15 protein-coding genes are annotated in these 19,159 nt (G+C 49.7%); 9 read left to right on the top strand and 6 right to left on the bottom strand.

What is annotated here, in order from left to right; translation table 11 throughout:
* Position 1 precedes the first annotated feature (1 nt).
* The 4 genes from betB to C3B51_RS10525 all read left to right on the top strand — a co-directional run bounded on the left by betB (position 2) and on the right by C3B51_RS10525 (position 5,220).
* On the top strand, positions 2-1,465 hold the full coding sequence (gene betB / locus C3B51_RS10540) for a betaine-aldehyde dehydrogenase (protein ID WP_130245014.1): 1,464 nt from the start codon (positions 2-4) through the stop codon (positions 1,463-1,465).
* Between the two features lie 16 nt (positions 1,466-1,481).
* Entirely contained in the window at positions 1,482-3,149 is a 1,668-nt protein-coding gene (betA, locus tag C3B51_RS10535; protein WP_125781332.1) for a choline dehydrogenase, read from the top strand.
* A gap of 136 nt (positions 3,150-3,285) precedes the next feature.
* The gene (locus C3B51_RS10530) at positions 3,286-4,503 is read left to right on the top strand and encodes a BCCT family transporter (protein ID WP_130245013.1); all 1,218 of its coding nucleotides are present in this window, start codon (positions 3,286-3,288) and stop codon (positions 4,501-4,503) included.
* 12 nt (positions 4,504-4,515) lie between these two features.
* A complete protein-coding gene (locus C3B51_RS10525; protein WP_130245012.1) occupies positions 4,516-5,220 on the top strand; it encodes a TorF family putative porin in 705 nt (234 codons plus the stop codon).
* 630 nt (positions 5,221-5,850) lie between these two features.
* On the opposite strand, the gene C3B51_RS10520 is transcribed toward C3B51_RS10525, so the two are convergent.
* Together C3B51_RS10520 and C3B51_RS10515 are read right to left on the bottom strand one after the other, a co-directional pair.
* The gene (locus C3B51_RS10520) at positions 5,851-6,867 is read right to left on the bottom strand and encodes an AraC family transcriptional regulator (protein ID WP_130245011.1); all 1,017 of its coding nucleotides are present in this window, start codon (positions 6,865-6,867) and stop codon (positions 5,851-5,853) included.
* Positions 6,864-7,754, bottom strand: a complete 891-nt coding sequence (locus tag C3B51_RS10515) for a GGDEF domain-containing protein (RefSeq protein ID WP_130245010.1) — start codon at positions 7,752-7,754, stop codon at positions 6,864-6,866. The genes C3B51_RS10520 and C3B51_RS10515 overlap by 4 nt, the downstream gene beginning before the upstream one ends.
* Before the next feature lie 413 nt (positions 7,755-8,167).
* Between C3B51_RS10515 and C3B51_RS10510 the strand changes: the two genes are divergently transcribed.
* Positions 8,168-10,102, top strand: coding sequence for a phytase (locus tag C3B51_RS10510; protein ID WP_130245009.1), 1,935 nt, complete (start codon positions 8,168-8,170; stop codon positions 10,100-10,102).
* Between the two features lie 665 nt (positions 10,103-10,767).
* Positions 10,768-12,225, top strand: a complete 1,458-nt coding sequence (locus C3B51_RS10505; protein ID WP_130245008.1) for an alpha/beta hydrolase — start codon at positions 10,768-10,770, stop codon at positions 12,223-12,225.
* Between the two features lie 173 nt (positions 12,226-12,398).
* Here C3B51_RS10505 and C3B51_RS10500 read toward each other — a convergent pair whose 3' ends face one another.
* Both C3B51_RS10500 and C3B51_RS10495 read right to left on the bottom strand, forming a co-directional pair.
* The gene (locus C3B51_RS10500) at positions 12,399-13,124 is read right to left on the bottom strand and encodes a YebC/PmpR family DNA-binding transcriptional regulator (RefSeq protein WP_046007129.1); all 726 of its coding nucleotides are present in this window, start codon (positions 13,122-13,124) and stop codon (positions 12,399-12,401) included.
* 109 nt (positions 13,125-13,233) lie between these two features.
* Positions 13,234-13,854: an HAD family hydrolase gene (locus tag C3B51_RS10495; RefSeq protein WP_130245007.1), complete on the bottom strand. Its 621-nt coding sequence runs from the start codon at positions 13,852-13,854 to the stop codon at positions 13,234-13,236.
* Between the two features lie 217 nt (positions 13,855-14,071).
* On the opposite strand from C3B51_RS10495, the gene C3B51_RS10490 reads away from it, so the two are divergent.
* The 3 genes from C3B51_RS10490 (at position 14,072) to C3B51_RS10480 (ending at position 17,488) form a co-directional block, all read left to right on the top strand.
* Positions 14,072-14,650 carry a pyridoxine/pyridoxamine 5'-phosphate oxidase gene (locus tag C3B51_RS10490; protein WP_130245006.1) on the top strand — a complete coding sequence of 193 codons (579 nt, stop codon included), beginning with the start codon at positions 14,072-14,074 and terminating at the stop codon, positions 14,648-14,650.
* Between the two features lie 173 nt (positions 14,651-14,823).
* Complete coding sequence (locus C3B51_RS10485; RefSeq protein WP_130245005.1) at positions 14,824-15,249, top strand: DUF2141 domain-containing protein; 426 nt, start codon at positions 14,824-14,826, stop codon at positions 15,247-15,249.
* 247 nt (positions 15,250-15,496) lie between these two features.
* On the top strand, positions 15,497-17,488 hold the full coding sequence (locus tag C3B51_RS10480) for a methyl-accepting chemotaxis protein (RefSeq protein WP_130245004.1): 1,992 nt from the start codon (positions 15,497-15,499) through the stop codon (positions 17,486-17,488).
* Between the two features lie 86 nt (positions 17,489-17,574).
* Here C3B51_RS10480 and C3B51_RS10475 read toward each other — a convergent pair whose 3' ends face one another.
* Both C3B51_RS10475 and C3B51_RS10470 read right to left on the bottom strand, forming a co-directional pair.
* Positions 17,575-18,183, bottom strand: coding sequence for a glutathione S-transferase family protein (locus tag C3B51_RS10475; protein ID WP_125719686.1), 609 nt, complete (start codon positions 18,181-18,183; stop codon positions 17,575-17,577).
* Between the two features lie 69 nt (positions 18,184-18,252).
* On the bottom strand, positions 18,253-18,930 hold the full coding sequence (locus C3B51_RS10470) for a type 1 glutamine amidotransferase domain-containing protein (RefSeq protein ID WP_130245003.1): 678 nt from the start codon (positions 18,928-18,930) through the stop codon (positions 18,253-18,255).
* Positions 18,931-19,159: the final 229 nt, after the last annotated feature.

Raw genomic sequence — 19,159 nt, 5'->3', positions numbered from 1 at the left:
TATGTCCACACCTGTCTACCAGAACTTTATTCATGGCCGCTACCTTGCCAATCAGACCGGCGAGCAGTTTGCGGTAAAAAACCCCGCGACCGACGAAGTTATTTATCACGTTGAAGTGGCCGATGCGCACATTCAAAAAGCGGCCATCGACAGTGCCAAAGCCGGGTTTGCGCAGTGGTCATCCATGACCCCGATTGAGCGCAGCAGAATTCTGAATAAAGCGGTAGCGCTGTTGCGTGAGCGTAATGATGAGCTGGCTAAAATTGAGGTGCTGGACACCGGCAAACCCTGGCAGGAAGCCGAGTGCGTTGACATTCAAACTGGTGCCGACGTAATCGAATACTTTGCCGGACTGGCACCTGCACAAGTTGGCCAGCAACAAATGGTCGGCGATGATTTTTACTACACTCGTAAAGAGCCGCTGGGCATTTGCGCAGGTATTGGTGCCTGGAACTATCCACTGCAAATTGCCTGCTGGAAGTCTGGCCCGGCACTGGCTGCGGGCAATGCTTTGATCTTTAAGCCATCTGAAGAAACGCCGCTGGGCGCAATGAAACTGGCTGAGATCTTTATTGAAGCTGGTATGCCAGCAGGTGTCTTTAATGTAGTGCAAGGTGCCGCCGAAGTCGGACAATGGCTGACACTGCACCCTGAAATTGAAAAAGTCTCGTTCACGGGTGAAGTGGGCACAGGCAAAAAAGTCATGCAAAGTGCGGCGTCTAACCTTAAAGACGTCACCATGGAGCTGGGCGGTAAATCGCCGCTACTGGTGTTTGACGATGCCGATATCGAACAGGCTGTGAGTGCCGCCATGCTGGGTAACTTCTACACCCAGGGTGAGATCTGCACCAACTGTACACGCGTTTATGTGCAGCGCGGCGTGTATGAGCAGTTCCTTGAGCAGCTTAAAACCCGCACAGAACAAAATATTATCGCCGGCGATCCCCTTAATCCTGAAGTAAACCTGGGTGCCTTGATCTCGAAAAAACATCAGCAGCTGGTGCTGGATTACATTGAACAGGGCAAGCAGGAAGGCGCAACAGTGCTGACCGGCGGCCATGCCCTGAGCCCGGCTTCGGCACCTAACGGCTACTTTGTTGCCCCTACTATATTTACCGACTGTCACGAAGACATGACCATAGTCCGCGAAGAGATCTTTGGTCCGGTGATGTGCGTCATGGTGTTCGATGACGAACAAGAAGCGATTAACCGTGCCAATAATACCCACCTGGGCCTGGCGGCCGGGGTATTCAGCCGCGATATTCAGCGTGCGCACCGCGTGATCCATCAGCTACAGGCTGGCATTACCTGGATCAATGCCTATGGCAACTCACCCGCCGAAATGCCGGTTGGTGGCTACAAGCAATCCGGTATTGGCCGTGAAAATGGCATTGAAACACTGGATCACTACACCCAGACCAAGTCTGTTTACGTAGGTATGAGCCAAATCGAAAGCCCATTTTAAGCAAAGGAGCCAGACTATGAAAAAAGTATTCGACTACATTATTGTCGGTGCTGGCTCAGCAGGCTGTGTACTGGCAAATCGATTGTCCGCCAATCCACAACATCGGGTGTTACTGTTAGAAACGGGTGGCAGTGATAAGAGCATCTTTATTCAGATGCCTACGGCGCTGTCTATTCCCATGAACACCGACAAATACGCCTGGCAATTTCATACCGAGCCGGAGCCGTATCTGGACAACCGGGTGATGCATTGCCCACGCGGCAAGGTACTGGGCGGCTCGTCCTCTATCAATGGCATGGTGTATGTGCGTGGCCATGCCAAAGATTTTGATGAATGGCAGCAACACGGTGCGCAGGGGTGGGATTATCAGGCTTGTCTGCCTTACTTTAAGCGCGCCGAAAGCTGGTATCTGGGCGAAGACTCATACCGGGGCAGTGAAGGTCCGCTTGGCACTAACAATGGTAATGAAATGGCCAACCCGCTGTATCGCGCATTTATCGAAGCCGGTGCACAGGCAGGATATGCCAAGACTGACGATTACAATGGCGAGCAGCAAGAAGGCTTTGGCCCGATGCACATGACGGTAAAAGATGGCCGTCGCTGCTCTGCCAGCCGCGCCTACCTCGACCCTGTAAAGGGGCGTGACAATCTGACCATAGTCACCGGTGCGCTGGCGCACAAGGTGCTGCTCGATGGTAAACGCGCTGTGGGCGTGGAATATCAGTGTAAGGGCAAAACCCATCGCGCCACTGCCGAGCGCCGCGTGATCTTAAGCGCCGGACCAATCGGCTCGCCACATCTGCTGCAGCTGTCGGGGATTGGCGATCAGGATGCACTCAAAGCCGCAGGCGTTGAGGTACAACACCATCTGCCCGGCGTCGGTAAAAACTTACAAGACCATCTGGAGTTTTATTTCCAGTACAGATGTAAGCAGCCCATTACCCTCAATGGCAAGCTGGACTGGTTTTCTAAGGGGTTGATCGGTGCGCGCTGGATCCTCAATAAAACTGGCCTGGGAGCAACCAACCATTTTGAGTCTTGCGCCTTTATCCGCTCTAAAGAAGGGGTTGAGTGGCCAGATCTTCAGTATCATTTTTTACCCGCAGCCATTCGCTACGATGGTAAAAGTGCGTTTGACGGACACGGTTTCCAGGTCCATATTGGTCATAACAAACCGAAAAGTCGCGGTGAAGTTACCATTAAATCGGCCGACCCGACTCAGGCACCCAAGATCCAATTTAACTACCTGGCGCATCAGGACGACATCGAAGGCTTCCGCGCCTGTGTTCGCCTGACCCGCGAGATCATCGAGCAACCGGCCTTTGATGCCTACCGCGATGGTGAAATCCAGCCAGGCAAAGACGTACAGAGCGACGAAGAAATAGACGCCTTTGTACGCCAGGCAGTCGAAAGCGCCTATCATCCGTCCTGCTCATGCAAAATGGGCGAAGACGACATGGCCGTGGTGGACTCAAACACCCAGGTGCATGGTATTGATGGCCTGAACGTAGTGGATTCGTCTATCTTCCCGACGATCCCGAACGGCAATCTCAACGCACCAACCATTATGGTCGCGGAGAAAGCCGCAGACATTATTCTGGGCCAGCCGGCCCTTAAAGCAAACAATGCTCAGGTTGCCATTCACAGTCAGTGGCAAGCAGTACAACGTAGCACGGAGATTTAACAAAGCCACCTGCGGCCCAATCGGGCCGTGGGGTCTGCAGTGGTGCGCGATACAAATTGGTTGTATCGGGTTAATGCGGAGACAATAAAAAACGGAGAGACAATGAGTTATTTCTACTTATTTTGGGAGGGTGACAATGACAGTATGGCTTAGTGCAGGCATTGTGTTTACCCTAATTTCAATCGCTTTTATTTTATTAAAATGGGGGAACCTACGCTGTGTCGGTGTGACACCGGTTAAAACCTTTACCTTTATTGCTATTTTATTTACGTCCGGTCTGGATGTCGGACTTATCATGTTTCCGCTGACGGAGTTTGCGGGTTACGCAGACATAAAAGCAAGCCCAGAGTATGCGTTTGCCAATCCACTTGCCATTGAATTTGGCTTTTGGGGCTTCCTGATCTGGGGATTTTATTTTCTGACGTGTTTTTATTTCTGCGTAATAGAACCTAAGGTGAAATTTTTCGAAATTCCCTGGGTTAAATTTATCAATAATGTAGTCATTATTGGTACATGCGCCTTTACGGCCTATCTGCTGCTGTCCAACCTGCCCTGGTATATGCCAAGCGTGGGCGATGGCGAGTCCATTATTCCGACCTTTTATCTCATCGTGTTCGCCGCCATCTGTTTTGCGGTCTACTCGAGCACCAGCCTGAAGTATGTGCGCATTCTGAGTATTTCTACGACCTGGATGTTCATTGCCCTGATCGCCTTTATGTGGGCCTCTGCATTTGTCTTTGGCGACAGTGAAATGAGTGCCTTTACCAACAATATTGCGCTACTGGGCGACTACTTTAGCAATATCAATGAGTTTGTGTTGCCACTTAATGATTACCACGAATTCTACCTGTTCTGGTGGTTTGCCTGGAGCATCATGATAGGTCAGTTCACCTCGCGTTTTGTCGGTGGCCTGAAAACCTATCAGGTACTGGCGGCTATGCTGGTATTCCCGTCAATTCCCATCGCCGTGTGGTTTAGTGTGTTGTATCACTACCATGAAGCCGGGATCGACACCGCGGGTATCAAGAACCTGGCGATGGTAGTAGTGGGCGTGATCTTTGTGATCAACTCGCTGGACTCTTTGATTCGACTGTACACCGACAACCTCGGGTTAACGGTTAAGAAACTCGGAAAACGCAATTACATTTTGTTTAATATTGCCGCTCTGTCATTGCTGACGCTGCTATTTAAACTAAACTTTTTGCAGATCCAATGGGTGGGTGCGCTGGTCATTGCACTATTCTTTGGTTGCTTTGGCTATATTTGCTACAGCAAGTTCAAAACAGTGGCCAATATTACCCGTTCACCGAAAGAGAACACCATCGACTTCAGCCGTATCGAGACCGTAAACTAAGGTTCAAAAGAAATGAAAATAAATTTAAAAACAACACTCTGCGCACTTCCTCTGGCCCTTTTGTCAAATCTGGCTGTGGCTGGCTGGTCAACCACCATTACTGGCACCTCTGACTACACCTTTAACGGTGTGTCACAAACCCAGAGCGACCCAACCATTCAGGGCAGCCTGGACTACGCAGCCGATGCAGGCTGGTATGCGGGCACCTGGGCCTCAGGTGTAGACTTTGGCGATGACACAGGCCACGAGTGGGACTTTTACGTTGGCCGCTCGTCGGAGCTCTCAAGCGCCTGGTCAGTAGACTATGGTATTGCCTACTACACCTATCACGGCGATGATGCGTCGAGCGACTATAACTATCCGGAAGTGTACTCTAAGTTTGCTTACGCAAGTAGCCTGGGTACCACCAATGTGAGCTTCTGGTACAGCTGGGACTACTTTGGAGTAGATGTCGGTCATAGCATTGTGATGCTGTCGCATACCTTTGATATCGCAGATAATCACTCAATCACCCTCACTGGTGATGTGTCGAACTCGTTCGATGCCGACAAGTATGCCTGGGACGGGCTGGACAGCTCTTACACCCACTATGCCGTATCTTACACCACCACACAGTTCGATTTCGACCTGACCTTTACCGTGGAAGACACCACCATAGATGGCGAGCATACCGACGAGCGCTTTGTGTTCGCGATTGCACGCACATTTAACTTGTAATCCAAGTAACCACAGTGAGGGCGCGGCGGTGCCCTCACTCTCTCATTTATTCGCCACGCAAAGCTATTTATCTCACGAGAGTATTGCTTGAAGCAGCACGGTTTCCACTCCTATTCAGCATGATCTCAACGTCGTACCCGCTCTGGTTGTCTGCACTTTCATACGCTTCGCTATCATCGCAATATACAACTCTTACCCAATGGGTTTTATTAGGGGATCTCCGCGTAATTTTTTGCTCTGTAAAAAACATAAATATTACATGGAAACAAAATATTGACATTTTGAGAAAAAAGAATAAATCTAGCACTTCCACAACAAAAAGGATGTTAACTATGAAAGTGACTTTGAATAAAAAATCTATTAAATCTCTATCTGCTAATCCAGCCACGGTTATTCGCGCGCAGGAGACACCTCAGATAGGCGGTGGCCGTGTTATCGATGAATCATTCTGGGTTTGTATTAACACGCGTTCGAACTGCGAAGGGACAAAACGCTGTCCATTTGATTGATTAAGTTTGATAACAAGCGCACTGTGCGCTTGTTATTTCAGAGAGTTTGCACTTTTATCCTCACAACAATACCTGCTCTGAGCAGCTCCTTCAAAAAAGCCTGCACCTTGTTATACCGCAATTAAGATCCACATCGAAATGCACTGGGCACAGCCCCGGTCCAGCGCTTAAATGCCCGCCGAAAGCTGTGTACATCGGCAAACGCCATGGTGCTGGCGAGCTGGCTGTTATTCCATTGATTGAGATCCATCAGGTGCAGCGCTTCTTGTCCCCTGACCTCATCAACCAAGAGCTTGAAATGCGTGCCGTCTTGCTTGAGTCGACGCTTCAGGGTTGCCGGGCTCATACCGAGATAGCAGGCGGTGTCTTCCAGCGACCAGGTCTGACTTAGATTCTTACGAAACACACGGCGCAGGTGTGCCTGAAGTAACTGTGGCGAGTGAAGCGCGTGACGGGCACTGCGTTTTGCCTGAGCAAACCGCAGTGCACTGGCCTCTTTAAAAGGCTGGTAGAGCGCCTCTTCTTGCAAGATAATGGCGCAACGCGGCGCGTTAAAACGCACATGCTCACCCAGGTAGACCGGATAATGCAAATCCTGCCCCGGTTGTGACCAGGGCAGCTCGACCTGTACCCAGGTCTGCACGCCGAGTTGCTCCTTAAGCAGCAAACGGCAGGCCGACAGTACGATTTCAAATACGGTTCGCTGCTGAATGCTCAGTGATGCAGATTCAGTCAGCCTGATATACAACTCACCCTGATGCCGCTGCACGTTAAACTGAACCAGCGTCTCAATGCCCTTTTGCACGCGCGCCCAGGCTGTCAGTGCCCCACGCAAATCAGGCGCGTACCGCCACAAGTCAAACAAAACATGACCATGTCCGGTCGCAATTCTCTGCCCCAGCTCCATCGCCAAATGCGGATGCTCCGCCAGCTCTCGTTTAAGCTTTTTGAGTATAAGCAGCACGTTGACAGGCGCTACCTGAGCTCCCGGGTAGGTCAGATCCTCAACAAACAGCGACGACCCCCGGATCAGTTGATGTGGCTTTATCTGATAGTGCTCGGCCAGTTCCAGTATGGTAATGAGAAAATGCGCAGGCATTCGCTTATCTTGCAGATAGCTAAAATTAGCGGGTGTCATAGTGCCACCTCCGCCACAGCAGACGAGGTGCGTTTCGCGCCCGCCAGCTGTTGATTGAGCCGCTCAAACAAGGCCTGCTCTGACTCTCCTGCCATTCTCGTTGCCTGGACAGTGGTTACGGTCAGCGCGCCCTTTAACGCGCTGTTACAACAGTCACGGATCAGCTCGCAGAAAACACCGGCTTCATGAGGAGGTGTATCAGGTAGCAATACCGCAAATCGGTCACTGGTATAACGACAAGCCAGATCCGTTTCCCTGAGGGCAAGTTCCAGTACTGAGGCCACCTCATTGAGTGCCTGATCACCTTGCTGTGGACCATGCGCCCGGTTGTATTGGGCAAACCCTTTTATATCGACCATGACCAACGAAAGTGGCTGCTCACGCTTATCATGCAGCACAGCCTCACGGTTTAGCTGGATCAACAAATAACGCAGGCTATAAAGCTGAGTCACTGGATCAATCAGGCTATGTTCGCGGTGAAAGTGCTCTCTTTGCTTGAGCTGGCGATTGACCGCCTGCTGCTCGCGATACCAGGTGATCAGCCCCCAGGTCAGCAAGGTCATACTGACAGGGGCTGGCAGTGACTCCAGCCAGGTAAATAAGTGACTGTGTGGCGGATAAGCAATGAACTCATCCAATACATCAAGCCAGGTCGTAAGCCAATAAGTTGCCGAGCCGAATAGCAGTATTGTGGTAACCCGCCCTCGTGGCCGACACAATGCCAGCAGTATAAGCCAGATAGCGGCCATCATAGACGAGGTGGCTTCACCGGTTAAATCGACCCAGTCAACCTCATGCATGGATTTGGGCTCGCCGACAAATAACGCCAATATGGTCAAGCCGATACTTGCGATCAGAGCAAGACATAAACTGCTGACATTCTTCATCTTTTAAGCCAAATATTGAATCTTGCGGGTATCCTAGCGGTACGATATGACACTTTTAAGACGCCCCCGGCTTAAAGCCTGAGCTATTTGGACCCGGCCCGAAGAGCTCATTCAACCTCGTATCAAGCGCATCCCTATCACCAAACAACAACCTAACATCAAGATTCTATTTGTCTTTTTTACTGTTCAGGCGGATTTGTTAAGACAAAGCAGCTCATATTGAGGATCACAAAACGCATTATTAGCCATTCAGGGCGCACGGCCGCGCCAACGCTTGAAAGAGTGAAACAAAATTGTCATATCCACTTTTTAAGGTAGCCACTCATTTACATCCCATGGCGGTTTGCGAATCAGCTTAGTGCACATTCAGTTGGCACGCCTCCGCCAGTACTCTGTGACGTCGGAACTTAAAAATGAAAATACAGAAGTTATGCAAAACAACGCTTATCCTGGGGCTGCTGGGCGCGCTGAGCGCCTGTCAAAATCAGGCACACCAGCAAACTGCGGCTCAGCAGTCACTCCAACTCCAAACACAGGGCTCAGTCACAGGGATTGTGGATAGAATTCAGGTGCCGGGTAACAATCAAATTCTGGTCGCCTCTGAACACGACGGATTGACGTTGCGTCAGGATAACACGCTCAAAGCACGCCTTCGTGGCGCGTTTAAGCAAGTCCGCCTGAGCGCGCTGGGAGAGGGGCAGTGGCTGTATGCCGCGCTTGAAGGCAGCAACGACAGAGTGTTCGTCGGTACGCTGGATCCCAGTGCAGCGCAACTACAGCCACGTTTTGAACTGTCTCAAACTGCCCTTTTGGTCGATAACCTGTGCTTGTTCGCTGATGAGGCCAATCAGACTCTCTCCTTATTTGTCTCAGATGGCCGCGGTAAAGCAGAGCAATGGCTGCTGCGCCAACAACACCAATGGCTTAGTGCACCACGGCTGTTACGCTCGCTGTCTTTGCCTTACGATGCCGATTCCTGTGCCGTCGACTCGGGCAATGGTTACCTCTATATCAGTGAACCGCTGGGGATCTGGCGCTATCCGGCACGCATTGAAGACAACCCATCGTATTATCCGGTCTCCCTGGTTGCCCCCTACGGCAATCAGTCAGTCCCGGCTGTTAGCCTGACAACCAGCCCCTCTGGAGCGCTGTTTGCTTTGCTGGAAAACGGCCGGGAAGTGCTTTACTGGGATGCGCCAGACGCTGCAGATAGCTGGATACCGGCCCAGACCTTAGCACTTGAAAACGGCAAAGCGACCATGATGAACCTGAGTCAGTCTTTGAACACAGACACGGCCACACTGAGCTTTACCGATGAACAGCAAGGCCAGTATGCAACAGCTCACATTACCCTCAACTCAGAAGTCACAGCAAAAAGCTTAGTGGTTGTCAGGCCCAAAGCACAGAGCCAACCTGCGACGCAATTTGGTGATGCGATGGACGACTCGGCTATCTGGGTTCATCCTGAAAACCCCGAGGCATCACGGGTGCTGGGCACCCATAAGAAACAAGGCCTGGAAGTTTACGATCTGCAGGGCAAGCTGCTGCAAACCTTCAAAGATGGCCGACTGAATAACGTCGACCTGCGCGACGGTTTTAGCTGGCAGGGTCGCACTATCAGCATCGCTGCCGCCAGCAAGCGCGACGATGACAGCCTGGCCTTTTACGGCATTGAAGCTGACGGTAACGTCTTTCGCTTAGGCCATGCGCCATCGGGCCTGGAGGAGATTTATGGATTGTGTATGGCCATCTTTGAGGGCAGTCACTACGTATTTGCAAATAACAAAGCCGGCCTCACCTATCAATACAGAGTGACAGCCAGCCTGGGTAAGTTGCATGCAGAAAAAGTACGAGCCATACCACTGAGCTCGCAACCAGAAGGCTGTGTCGCAGATGATGCTCGCGGGCGGTTATTTATTGGCGAAGAAGATGTGGGGATTTGGGCCACCAGCCTGAACCCGGCGGATAACAGCCAGCCGGTTGCAGTAGCAAAGGTAGGTGAACACCTGGTCGATGATGTCGAAGGCCTGGCACTGTCCTTTGGTGATTCGCCTGTTCTGGTGGTATCGAGCCAGGGCAACAACAGCTACCAGCTTTACGAAGCAACGCCGCCCTATCGCCACTTGGCAGGATTTCGCGTTGGTCTGGATGGCTTTAAAGGCCTTGATGGCGCGTCTGAAACCGATGGTCTGGCCCTCTCTACCCGTTTGCGGACCCGAGATTATCCCGAAGGGTTACTGGTACTCCAGGACGGTCGCAACCGCTTTCCCGATCAGCCGCAAAACTTTAAATTTGTTAGCTGGCAGGATGTGCTGGAGCGTACAGGGCTTGCTAAAGTTTCAAAGTAAGGATTGAAACCCGTGTCGAGGCCAAATGGACAGTTACTGAGTTTGCCCCGACACACACCTTTACTTCAGGCACTTAGTTCTCGCAATTCAGTTTATCATTATTCACATCGTCTAATTGTGAGTCACTCCTTAATGTGTAACACAGTGTCCCCGAATTGAACTCAAGTTTAGTTACGTATGTTTTAATGCTAATTTGCTTAATTCATTGCTCTATTTTTTTGAGGCGAGAAAACAGGGTCGTTAGCACCGCTCCCGCGTCCAGCTGCCGCTGAGGCAACTACCCCCATCCAGGCGAGGAACCATTTTCTAATCAACTGTTTTAAAAGGCAATTCAACGTCACCCGCGTCATATTTGATCCTTCAAATTGCATCCAGCATCAAGTGAAATAGGTACAAGCCCACATACATAATTCCCATTCCATGCACTTCTTCTATACCAATATCATTTACATAACTTAGTGAACATTCAACAGGCAAAGACACCTTTTGCAATAGAAATTATAGCTAATAATGATTGTCACTTACGGGGTAGTTAAAACAATAGTTAACAGATGTTGTACATTTATTACATTTAAACTTAATCTAAATAGAGATCTAAGATTGAGTATAACCCTATTTTACCTACTCAATTTTTTACTTTTTAACACCAAGTAAAAGGACCGTTCATGAGAAAACTCAAAGCCATTACCTCATTGGTTGTTTGTGTACTTATGTGCAGCTGCAGCGCCAACTATAGACTCGCAGACAAAGAAGAAAAATTGAATACAAATGGTACCGATATGACGAAGTTTCATCGGGTTGCCACAAAAGACAAAGGGCTTGCTCTGCGCTTTCCTGGTTATTTAATCGGTATAGAGAAAACGTATAAAAGCAATAATCTGGGTGAATCATGGTTTTGTGAAGACAATATGCTGCCAGATTTTCGGCCAACCACAGATGAGAATCAAGTCGCAATAAAACAAGCAAAGTCCATTTTAGACGACTGTAAACCTACAGTGATTTCGCATATCGTCAAATACCAGCTGTCAGACAAGAAACCTAATTCTATGCCATTCATCTCTGAGCAATTTATCTATGATTTATATTCGAAAGACATAGAGCTACATAAACCACTTAGTAAAGATGATCCGATCCTGACTGGTCAAATTGCATTGTCCAGATTAGAAGCCGAATTATCACAACAACCTTTCCAATATAGCCATATATTTCTCTTTGCAATGGGGTGGAACACAGATCAGCAGGAGGCCATTCGCAACTACAATAGTTTGATAACAAATTTGATTGAATCAGACCAAGCGCCCGACAATTTCAACCCATTGTTCATCGGTATCACTTGGCCGTCAGAATGGTCTTGGGGGGTTTTTCTCGACAAATTGCTAAGTTACCCAATCAAAGCTGATGATGCCGATGAAATAGGTCTCAAGTGGGTATATCCAGTGCTGACCGATATCCTAAAGCCTCTAAAGCGTGAACACAATGTCCCTATTGTGGCACTAGGCCACAGTTTTGGCGCCAGAATGATTACCAGAGCTGTATTCGCACACGAACTACTGAAGCCTAATGAAAATAATACTGAAGGTACAAAAGTCGATCTTGTCGTTGCACTTCAGGGGGCATTTAGTGTTAATCGTTTTTTTAAAGAATCTGGCTTTGAGGGCAATCCATATAAAAACCACAGCACCGCCGCCAACAAGATTGTTATGACCTGGAGTGAGCACGATACAGCCAATCCTATTGCAAAATTTGTGTCGGGGGCGTTACATGTAGGCGGAAAACCTGGATTTGACAAAGCGCATACATACGCATGTGATAATCAATCCGAACCGCTCTTCACTTTCTATGAAATTCAGTCACCAGAGCAAACAGACAAGCACTATCACAAACTCTATCAAGGTGTTGTTCCGACCGGAGGATCTCCAGCCTGGCATCATGACCTCCATAATGAGAGTCGTATTGCGTACGTTAACGCCAGCGAGCTAATCCATTATGACGTGTATCAAAAGGGAGGCGGTGCACACTCAGATATTTATACCCCTGGTGTCGCATCCTTCTTATGGGATGTCATAAACACATCACTTAGCTCAGCTGAAACCGCACTAAACTCATCGGCCAATTTGGAATAGCGATTAGGACAAACCAGAGGGAGATGAGGCTTCACAGATAAAGCTGAAATTGGCCTACATATGTGAGAACTTGCAGACATATATCATTTTAAATAACGCAAGACCGGACCCAAGGGACCGGTCTTTTCAATTATACTCCTGCGCAAAGTGCAGGGGTTAATTGTTGCCCTAGCTTAATTTTTCACAATCGCGTTGTGATAAACGTTTTGTACGTCGTCACAGTCTTCCAGCATGTTGATGAACTTCTCGAAGTTCGCCAGGTCATCTTCACCGGTGATCTCAACGTGCGTTTGCGGCACCCAAGTGATTTCGTCTACGTCGAAGTTGATGCCTTCAAACGCTTCAATCAGCGCCGTTTTCGCTTTGAAGTACTCAGTGTGTGGTGCAAACACGGATACCTGCCCGTCTTCCACTTCCACATCTGTTACGTCTACATCGGCCATCATCAGCGCTTCAAGTACCGCTTCATCGTCATCACCAGCGAAACCAAGGATAGCAAAGTGATCGAACATGTGTGCAACACAGCCCGGACTACCAATTTTTGAGTCTGTCTTTGTGAAAGGCAGGCGAACATCCTTGATAGTACGGTTCGGGTTGTCAGTCAGGCAGTCCACAATCACCATACAGTTACCAGGACCATAGCCTTCGTAGCGTGCCGGAGAATAATCTTCGCCTGCACCGCCCGCAGCTTTTTCAATTGCTTTTTCAATAACGTGGGCTGGAACCTGGTCTTTCTTAGCTTTGTCGATCAAACGGCGAAGGGATAGGTTAGTGTCGGGATCAGCGCCACCGTTTTTAGCAACTACATAGATCTCTTTACCATATTTTGAGTTTACTTTGGTCTTTGCCGCTGCCGTTTTTGCCATGGCGTTTTTGCGGACTTCAAATGCTCTACCCATCTTAATTCTCGTTTGTGCAAATTAAATTGGACAAGATTCTAACAAGACATTGCATTTTGGGCTATACCCAGACGAGAATTGCGCGCCATTGCAGTGGCGCCGCGTGATATTACCCGACCAACTGACCTGTTTGGGCACGGTGATGCAGGCCCAGCGCTGTCGGCAAGTCAGTAAAACGCTCAATAATGATATCGGCCTGCTCGGCATAATCTGGCAGCCCAAGCGGGGCAAACAAGCAGGCGCGCATACTGGCACGGCGGGCAGCTTCAATATCGTACTTATAGTCACCCACATAAACGCATTGCTGATATGGCAAAGACCAGCTGTCGGCGACCATGTGTAACGCCTGAGGATCCGGCTTTGGCAGCGCATCTTCACGCGTTAACATCAAATCCAGCTCAAGGCGGCAGCGTTCCAGTTTTAGTCTGGCTGCTTTAGAGTAGTTACGTGTGACGATCGCCATGGGCATATTTAAGGCTTTTAGAAAAGACAAGGTTTCTGCTACGCCGGGAATGGGCTCGGCATGCTGCGCATCCTGCATTTCATGTTGGTGAATAAGCGCCATTGCCTCCTCGCGCATATAAGGCGAAGGCAGCGACTCCACATACTCAAGTAAATCGGCATCACGGTCGCAGCCGACCTGCGCTTTAATCAAAGCAAAATCAAGCGAGGAGGTCACCAGGGTGCCATCCAGATCAAAAATCACACCTTTTACCATTAAATCAGCCATTCATATTTCCTTATCACCAAGGCTTCAACTAGCCCTAACCATAGGGTAAGCAGACGTGCCTTGCAAAGATATTGAGATAAAATTTTTCAGGCCCTACCTGCTGGTCACATCTCAGCAAAGGGACGGAGTTTTCTACGTATTACCAGGCGGTGCGGATCAATTGCAACCCTGGCTGGAACATGTCATGTTGACACTGAACTGTATACAAGGAGGCGTGATGAATCATCCTATCGAACAATTCCAACACTGGTGGCAACAGGCAAAAGCGGATCCAACCCTGAAGCAACGCAGCGCAGTATGTATTTCTACACTAGACGCGCAGGGTTTTCCTGTCGCACGCTTCGTCGACCTCAAAGCCGCTGATCAAGACGGCTTTACCTTTTGCACACATTTGAACTCGCAAAAAGGCGCGGACCTGCGACGCAATCCAAAAGTGGCTATGACGGTATGGTGGGACTCGTTGGGTTATCAAGTTCGCGCAACCGGGCTGGCTGCAGAGATCAGCCGTACTGATGCAAATCGCTATTGGCAAAGCCGCAACCGCGATGCTCAGCTCACCACCTTAGCCTGCCAGCAAAGCCAACCGCTGGTATCAATGCAGTCCATCGAGGATGCGCTTAAAACGCTTGGCATACAATATCAGGAACAAGCGATCCCATTGCCCGACAACTGGGGCGGCTTTATTATCCACCCACTCAGCATTGAGTTTCTGACCTTTGCACAAAGCAGGCTTCACTTGCGCGAATTCTATCAATACGAACAGGGGGTTTGGCACAAAACCTTGTTGCAACCTTAGCAAGTGTAAAGCCCCTTGCCAGATTGGCGAGTTTGCCCGGCCAGGTTAACTGCTCCATTTGCGCAGTAATGACATCTGTCATGCCATGTTCATGACAGATCACACACGCAATCACCCCACCCTTTTCGTAAAGTTATCCCATCAACACAATAATTCAGCACAGGATAACTAACATGACTAAACATCTGACTCGCACCACCGCACTTGCCTGCATCCTCGCCGCACTGTCGACCAGCGCGATGGCGCAAGACCTGACCATCACGTTTAGCGGCCTTGCACATCAGTCTGGCACCTTAAAGCTGGTTGCCTATGATTCTCCGGCAGGGTTTATTCAACATCAGGCCTGGCGCGTCGCCCAGCAGCAGGTTTCGAACGCCAACCCAGAGCTGACATTGCGCGGCATAGAGCCTGGCCAGTACAGCTTTATGGTCTATCAGGACCTGAATAATGACGGCAGGTTAAACCGCAACCGCTTTGGCATGCCCCTAGAACCCTATGGCTTCAGCAATAATGCACGCCCGACAGGTGCGCCACAGTTTGGACAACTGGCAGTACGGATCACACAGCCAAATCAACAGCTGGAAATAACAATGCGCTAATGATCAACTGTCGCAGTTCATCTTGTGCTGCGACACTCAGTGTGTTCACGTCCTGAAATGGCGCTGAAGTGGCATTGTTAGTATACAAACCAGAAACATCGTAATTTTTTCTGGTTAAATGTTATAAATTCACTAGTTTTTAATCAAAGGGTTATGCAATAGTGTGGTTTAAAAGTGATCTAAACCAGATGCATCGCACTATATTTAGTAAGCTGCTTACGCTTTAACCCCAAAAAGTGAGTCGTGTATGCTGAGAACAATAGCAAAAACCATTTCCAGCCACCTTACCCTGGTCGTACTTCTTCCTTGCCTGTTACTGGGCGGCGTTATTTTTTACGACGTATCGACCGCAGCCAAGCGTATGAACGATGCTTATGACGCAGAATATAATGCCTTCTCAAGCCATGCCGTACTTGCCCTGGTGCATGAAACGCAAAAAGAGCGTGGTGCCTCTGCCGGATTTATCGGCTCCGGTGGCAGTCAGTTTAAAAGCAACCTAACGCAACAACGGCGGTTGACCGACGACCAATTATCTAATCTGAGAAAAAAGGCTAAAAGTTGGACGCTGTCACAACCCATGCAGCGGGAGCTCGAAACATTTTTAAACAAATTTGACCAACTGGAGAGTGTTCGCCAACGCGTAAGCTCGCTCTCCATGAGCCTACCCGACGCACTGAAATATTACACCGACATCAATAATCAGGGCTTGCATATAGTCATCACCGCAGCAAGGCTGAGCAAAGATCATGTTATCTCGACCGAGCTGATGGCCATTTATAATTTTTCCAGCGCCAAAGAGTCTGCTGGTATTGAGCGGGCCGTCTTGTCGAACACTTTTGCAAAAGACCAGTTTACACCTGCACTACGAACCAGATACACCCAATTGCTGACCAAGCAAGAGGTCTATCTTGCGGAAGCACTAGAAGCCTCGCCGCCAATAATGAGAACCATGTTTGAAAGTGCCTTAAATTCAAGTGCCATGCGCGACGTTGCGCGCTTCAGAGCCATTGTCGCTGACAGCGACTCTGGGTTTGGGCAAGATCCAGAAGCCTGGTTTGAAGCGGCCACGCGGCGTATTAACGCCCTGAAAGAGGCCGAGGAAAAAGCCTTAACACTTGTTGATAAAACTGCCATAGACATTCAGGAAACGGCGGTGACCATCTTGGTGGTCGAACTGATTATTCTGGTGATAGGTTTGCTGATCACAGCAGCCCTGTTCATCTCTATTCGCCTGCGCCATCAACAAGCAGCCAGAATAGCCGAGGGCATAGCCATCGCCATTAACAATCGTAATCTGGCCCATGAAATCTCGATCCTGAGTTCAGACGACCTGGGTAACTCAGCCAAAGATATCAACCGGCTAACCCAACAATTTGAAGACGACCTGATTGAGTTTGGCCGAGCCTCACATAAAATTGCTACCTCGACCCACGAAACCGCCTGTGCCATCAGCCAAAGCCAGACAAATCTGGTGGAGCAGCAATCCGGTGTCCAGACTATCGCCTCTGCCGCGGAGCAAATGAGCGCTAATATTCAGGTGATCGCGAATTCAATGCTGGAAAATGCCGCGGTGGCGAAGTCTGTTTCTCAGGAGTCGGTCAATGGTCAGAAGGTGGTCACAGACGCTGTCAAAGTGATCCAGCAGGCCTCCTACGACATGGAAAAATCCGCCGCCTCGGTAGATGCCCTGAACGAGCGCGTTGGCAGCATTTCCAGCATGGTTGATATGATCCAAAGCATCGCAGAGCAAACCAATTTGCTGGCGCTGAATGCCGCCATTGAAGCGGCCCGGGCCGGAGAGCAAGGCCGGGGATTTGCCGTGGTGGCCGATGAAGTGCGCAGCCTTGCCAGTCGTACTCAGCAATCCACCGAAGAAATCTCAGCACTGGTCAGCGAGCTGCAAAGTAGTGCTCAGTCGGCATCAGATGTGATCACTCAAGGCAAAGACAATGCTATGCATGCTGCCGAGCGTGCAGAGCAAATCAAAATAGCACTGGGCAAGATAGTCGATCAGGCCAAGCAAGTGGAATCGGTTACCGACTCCGTATCGGTGAATACGCAGCAACAGAGTAATGCCATTGACGAAGTGAGCAGACACATAGTGGAGATTTTTGCCAAGGCCACCGAAAACGTGACAGGCGCTGAGCAAATAGCGGTTGCCGCGGCCAATATTGCCGAAGCAGCGATGGATATGGACGAATTAATAGACAGGTATAAAGTACAGACGCAGACCAGCTAACAGACGCTGGTCGTAATGCGCATCACTGCCACTGTGGCAATCAAACAGCATAGTAGCTGCTCTCTCGAGCAGCTCAATATGGCTGACTATCCAAGCGCTCTGGCTGCCTGATAAGCCTCGCGGCTTTGTACTTTATTCAGATAGGCCTGGATATTTGGTTTATCATCCAACAGCTTCAGGTTCGCGGCAAATTCCAGCGTGATGGTCATCATGATGTCGGCAGCGCTAAACTGCTCGCCTGCAAAAAATGTCTGTTGTGCCAGCGTTGTTTCAATGTAACTCAGGTCCAGTGCCAGCTCTTTGGCAATATACCCGTCCATCGGGGCGCTGCCGTCACGCTGCTCCATCCCCATCAGCAAAGTTGCTATCACAGGCAAAGCCAGCGATCCTTCTGCAAAATGCAACCATTCGAGATACTGGTAATAGTGCGCATCGCTCTTGTGCGGACGTAAACTGGTTGTGCCGGCTTGATCCAGCAAATATTCCATAACCGCACCGGATTCACACAGTACCACGCCGTTGTGCTCAATGACCGGCGCTTTGTTCAGCGGGTGGACCTGGCCGAGGCTGGCAGGCGCCAATCTGGTGTGGGGATCACGCGCATGATGCACGACTTCATAGGGTAACTTAAGCTCTTCGAGCAGCCATAAAACGCGGGTCGAGCGCGACTGGTTGAGGTGATGTACCTTGATCATAACTTCCTGGGGTCCTTATCTAAGCAATCTGGCCGTATCTTCGAAGAAACGACCAGCGTGTCATTTCAATTAATGTGTTTTAAGGTGCTGAGCAAGAGCTACGCCCACGGCATGTGCGCTGGCTGGGTTCTGCCCGGTGATCAGGCCCGCATCTTCAATCACGAATTCCTGCCACGGCTGAACCTTACGGTACTGCGCCGCTTTGCGGGCAATGGCTTCTTCCAGCAAAAACGGAATGCTACTGATGGTACCAAAGTCAATTTCTTCTTCACGGGTAAAACAGGTCACCGATTTATCGCCAATGAGGGGCTCACCATTACTCAGCGTAATGGGTAACAAGGCAGCCGGGCCATGACACACCGCAGCAATTACTCCACCGGCTTCATAATGCGTTGCCGCCAGCGTGGCAAACTGTTCATCGGTGGCCAGGTCGCTGAGCAGTCCAAAGCCACCGGGATAAAAGATGGCATCATAATCGCTGATATTCAGCTCAGACACACTCAAAGTATTGGCAATTTTTGCCTGTAACTCAGCGTCTTCGAGCATCTGACGGTTCACCTCGTCGCCTTCGGCGTCAGTACCATATAAAGGCACATGACCACCCTGAATAGACGCCAGTTCATAGCCAATGCCCTGCGCTTTTAATACGTGCACAACATGGGTCAGCTCAGGGGCATAGGTACCATTTGCCTGATCTGTGTCACCTAAGGTGGCGTGGTTTGTGACCGGTATGAGTACTTTTTTCATGTTATCCTCCTGAATGATGTGATCGAACGCGCAATGCCGGTACGTTTTATCAGCAACGCGCTGTGAGTACTCACTGTAGATTATTTCTCAAAGAATGATAATAGATAAGACTGATAAACACTTTTGCTGTACAGCAAAAGTATAACATTCCAACGACAGGCCACCCGCCTTTACCCAGGCTTAATTCTTACAGCCAATTACAACTTTCCACACGGCTTTACACCCATCT

The sequence above is a fragment of the Pseudoalteromonas rubra genome (assembly GCF_004212645.1).
In the GTDB taxonomy this organism is placed as follows: Bacteria; Pseudomonadota; Gammaproteobacteria; order Enterobacterales; family Alteromonadaceae; genus Pseudoalteromonas; species Pseudoalteromonas rubra_G.
The sequence above is the reverse complement of the archived record's forward strand: the minus strand, read 5'-3'. Positions and strand labels throughout refer to the sequence as shown.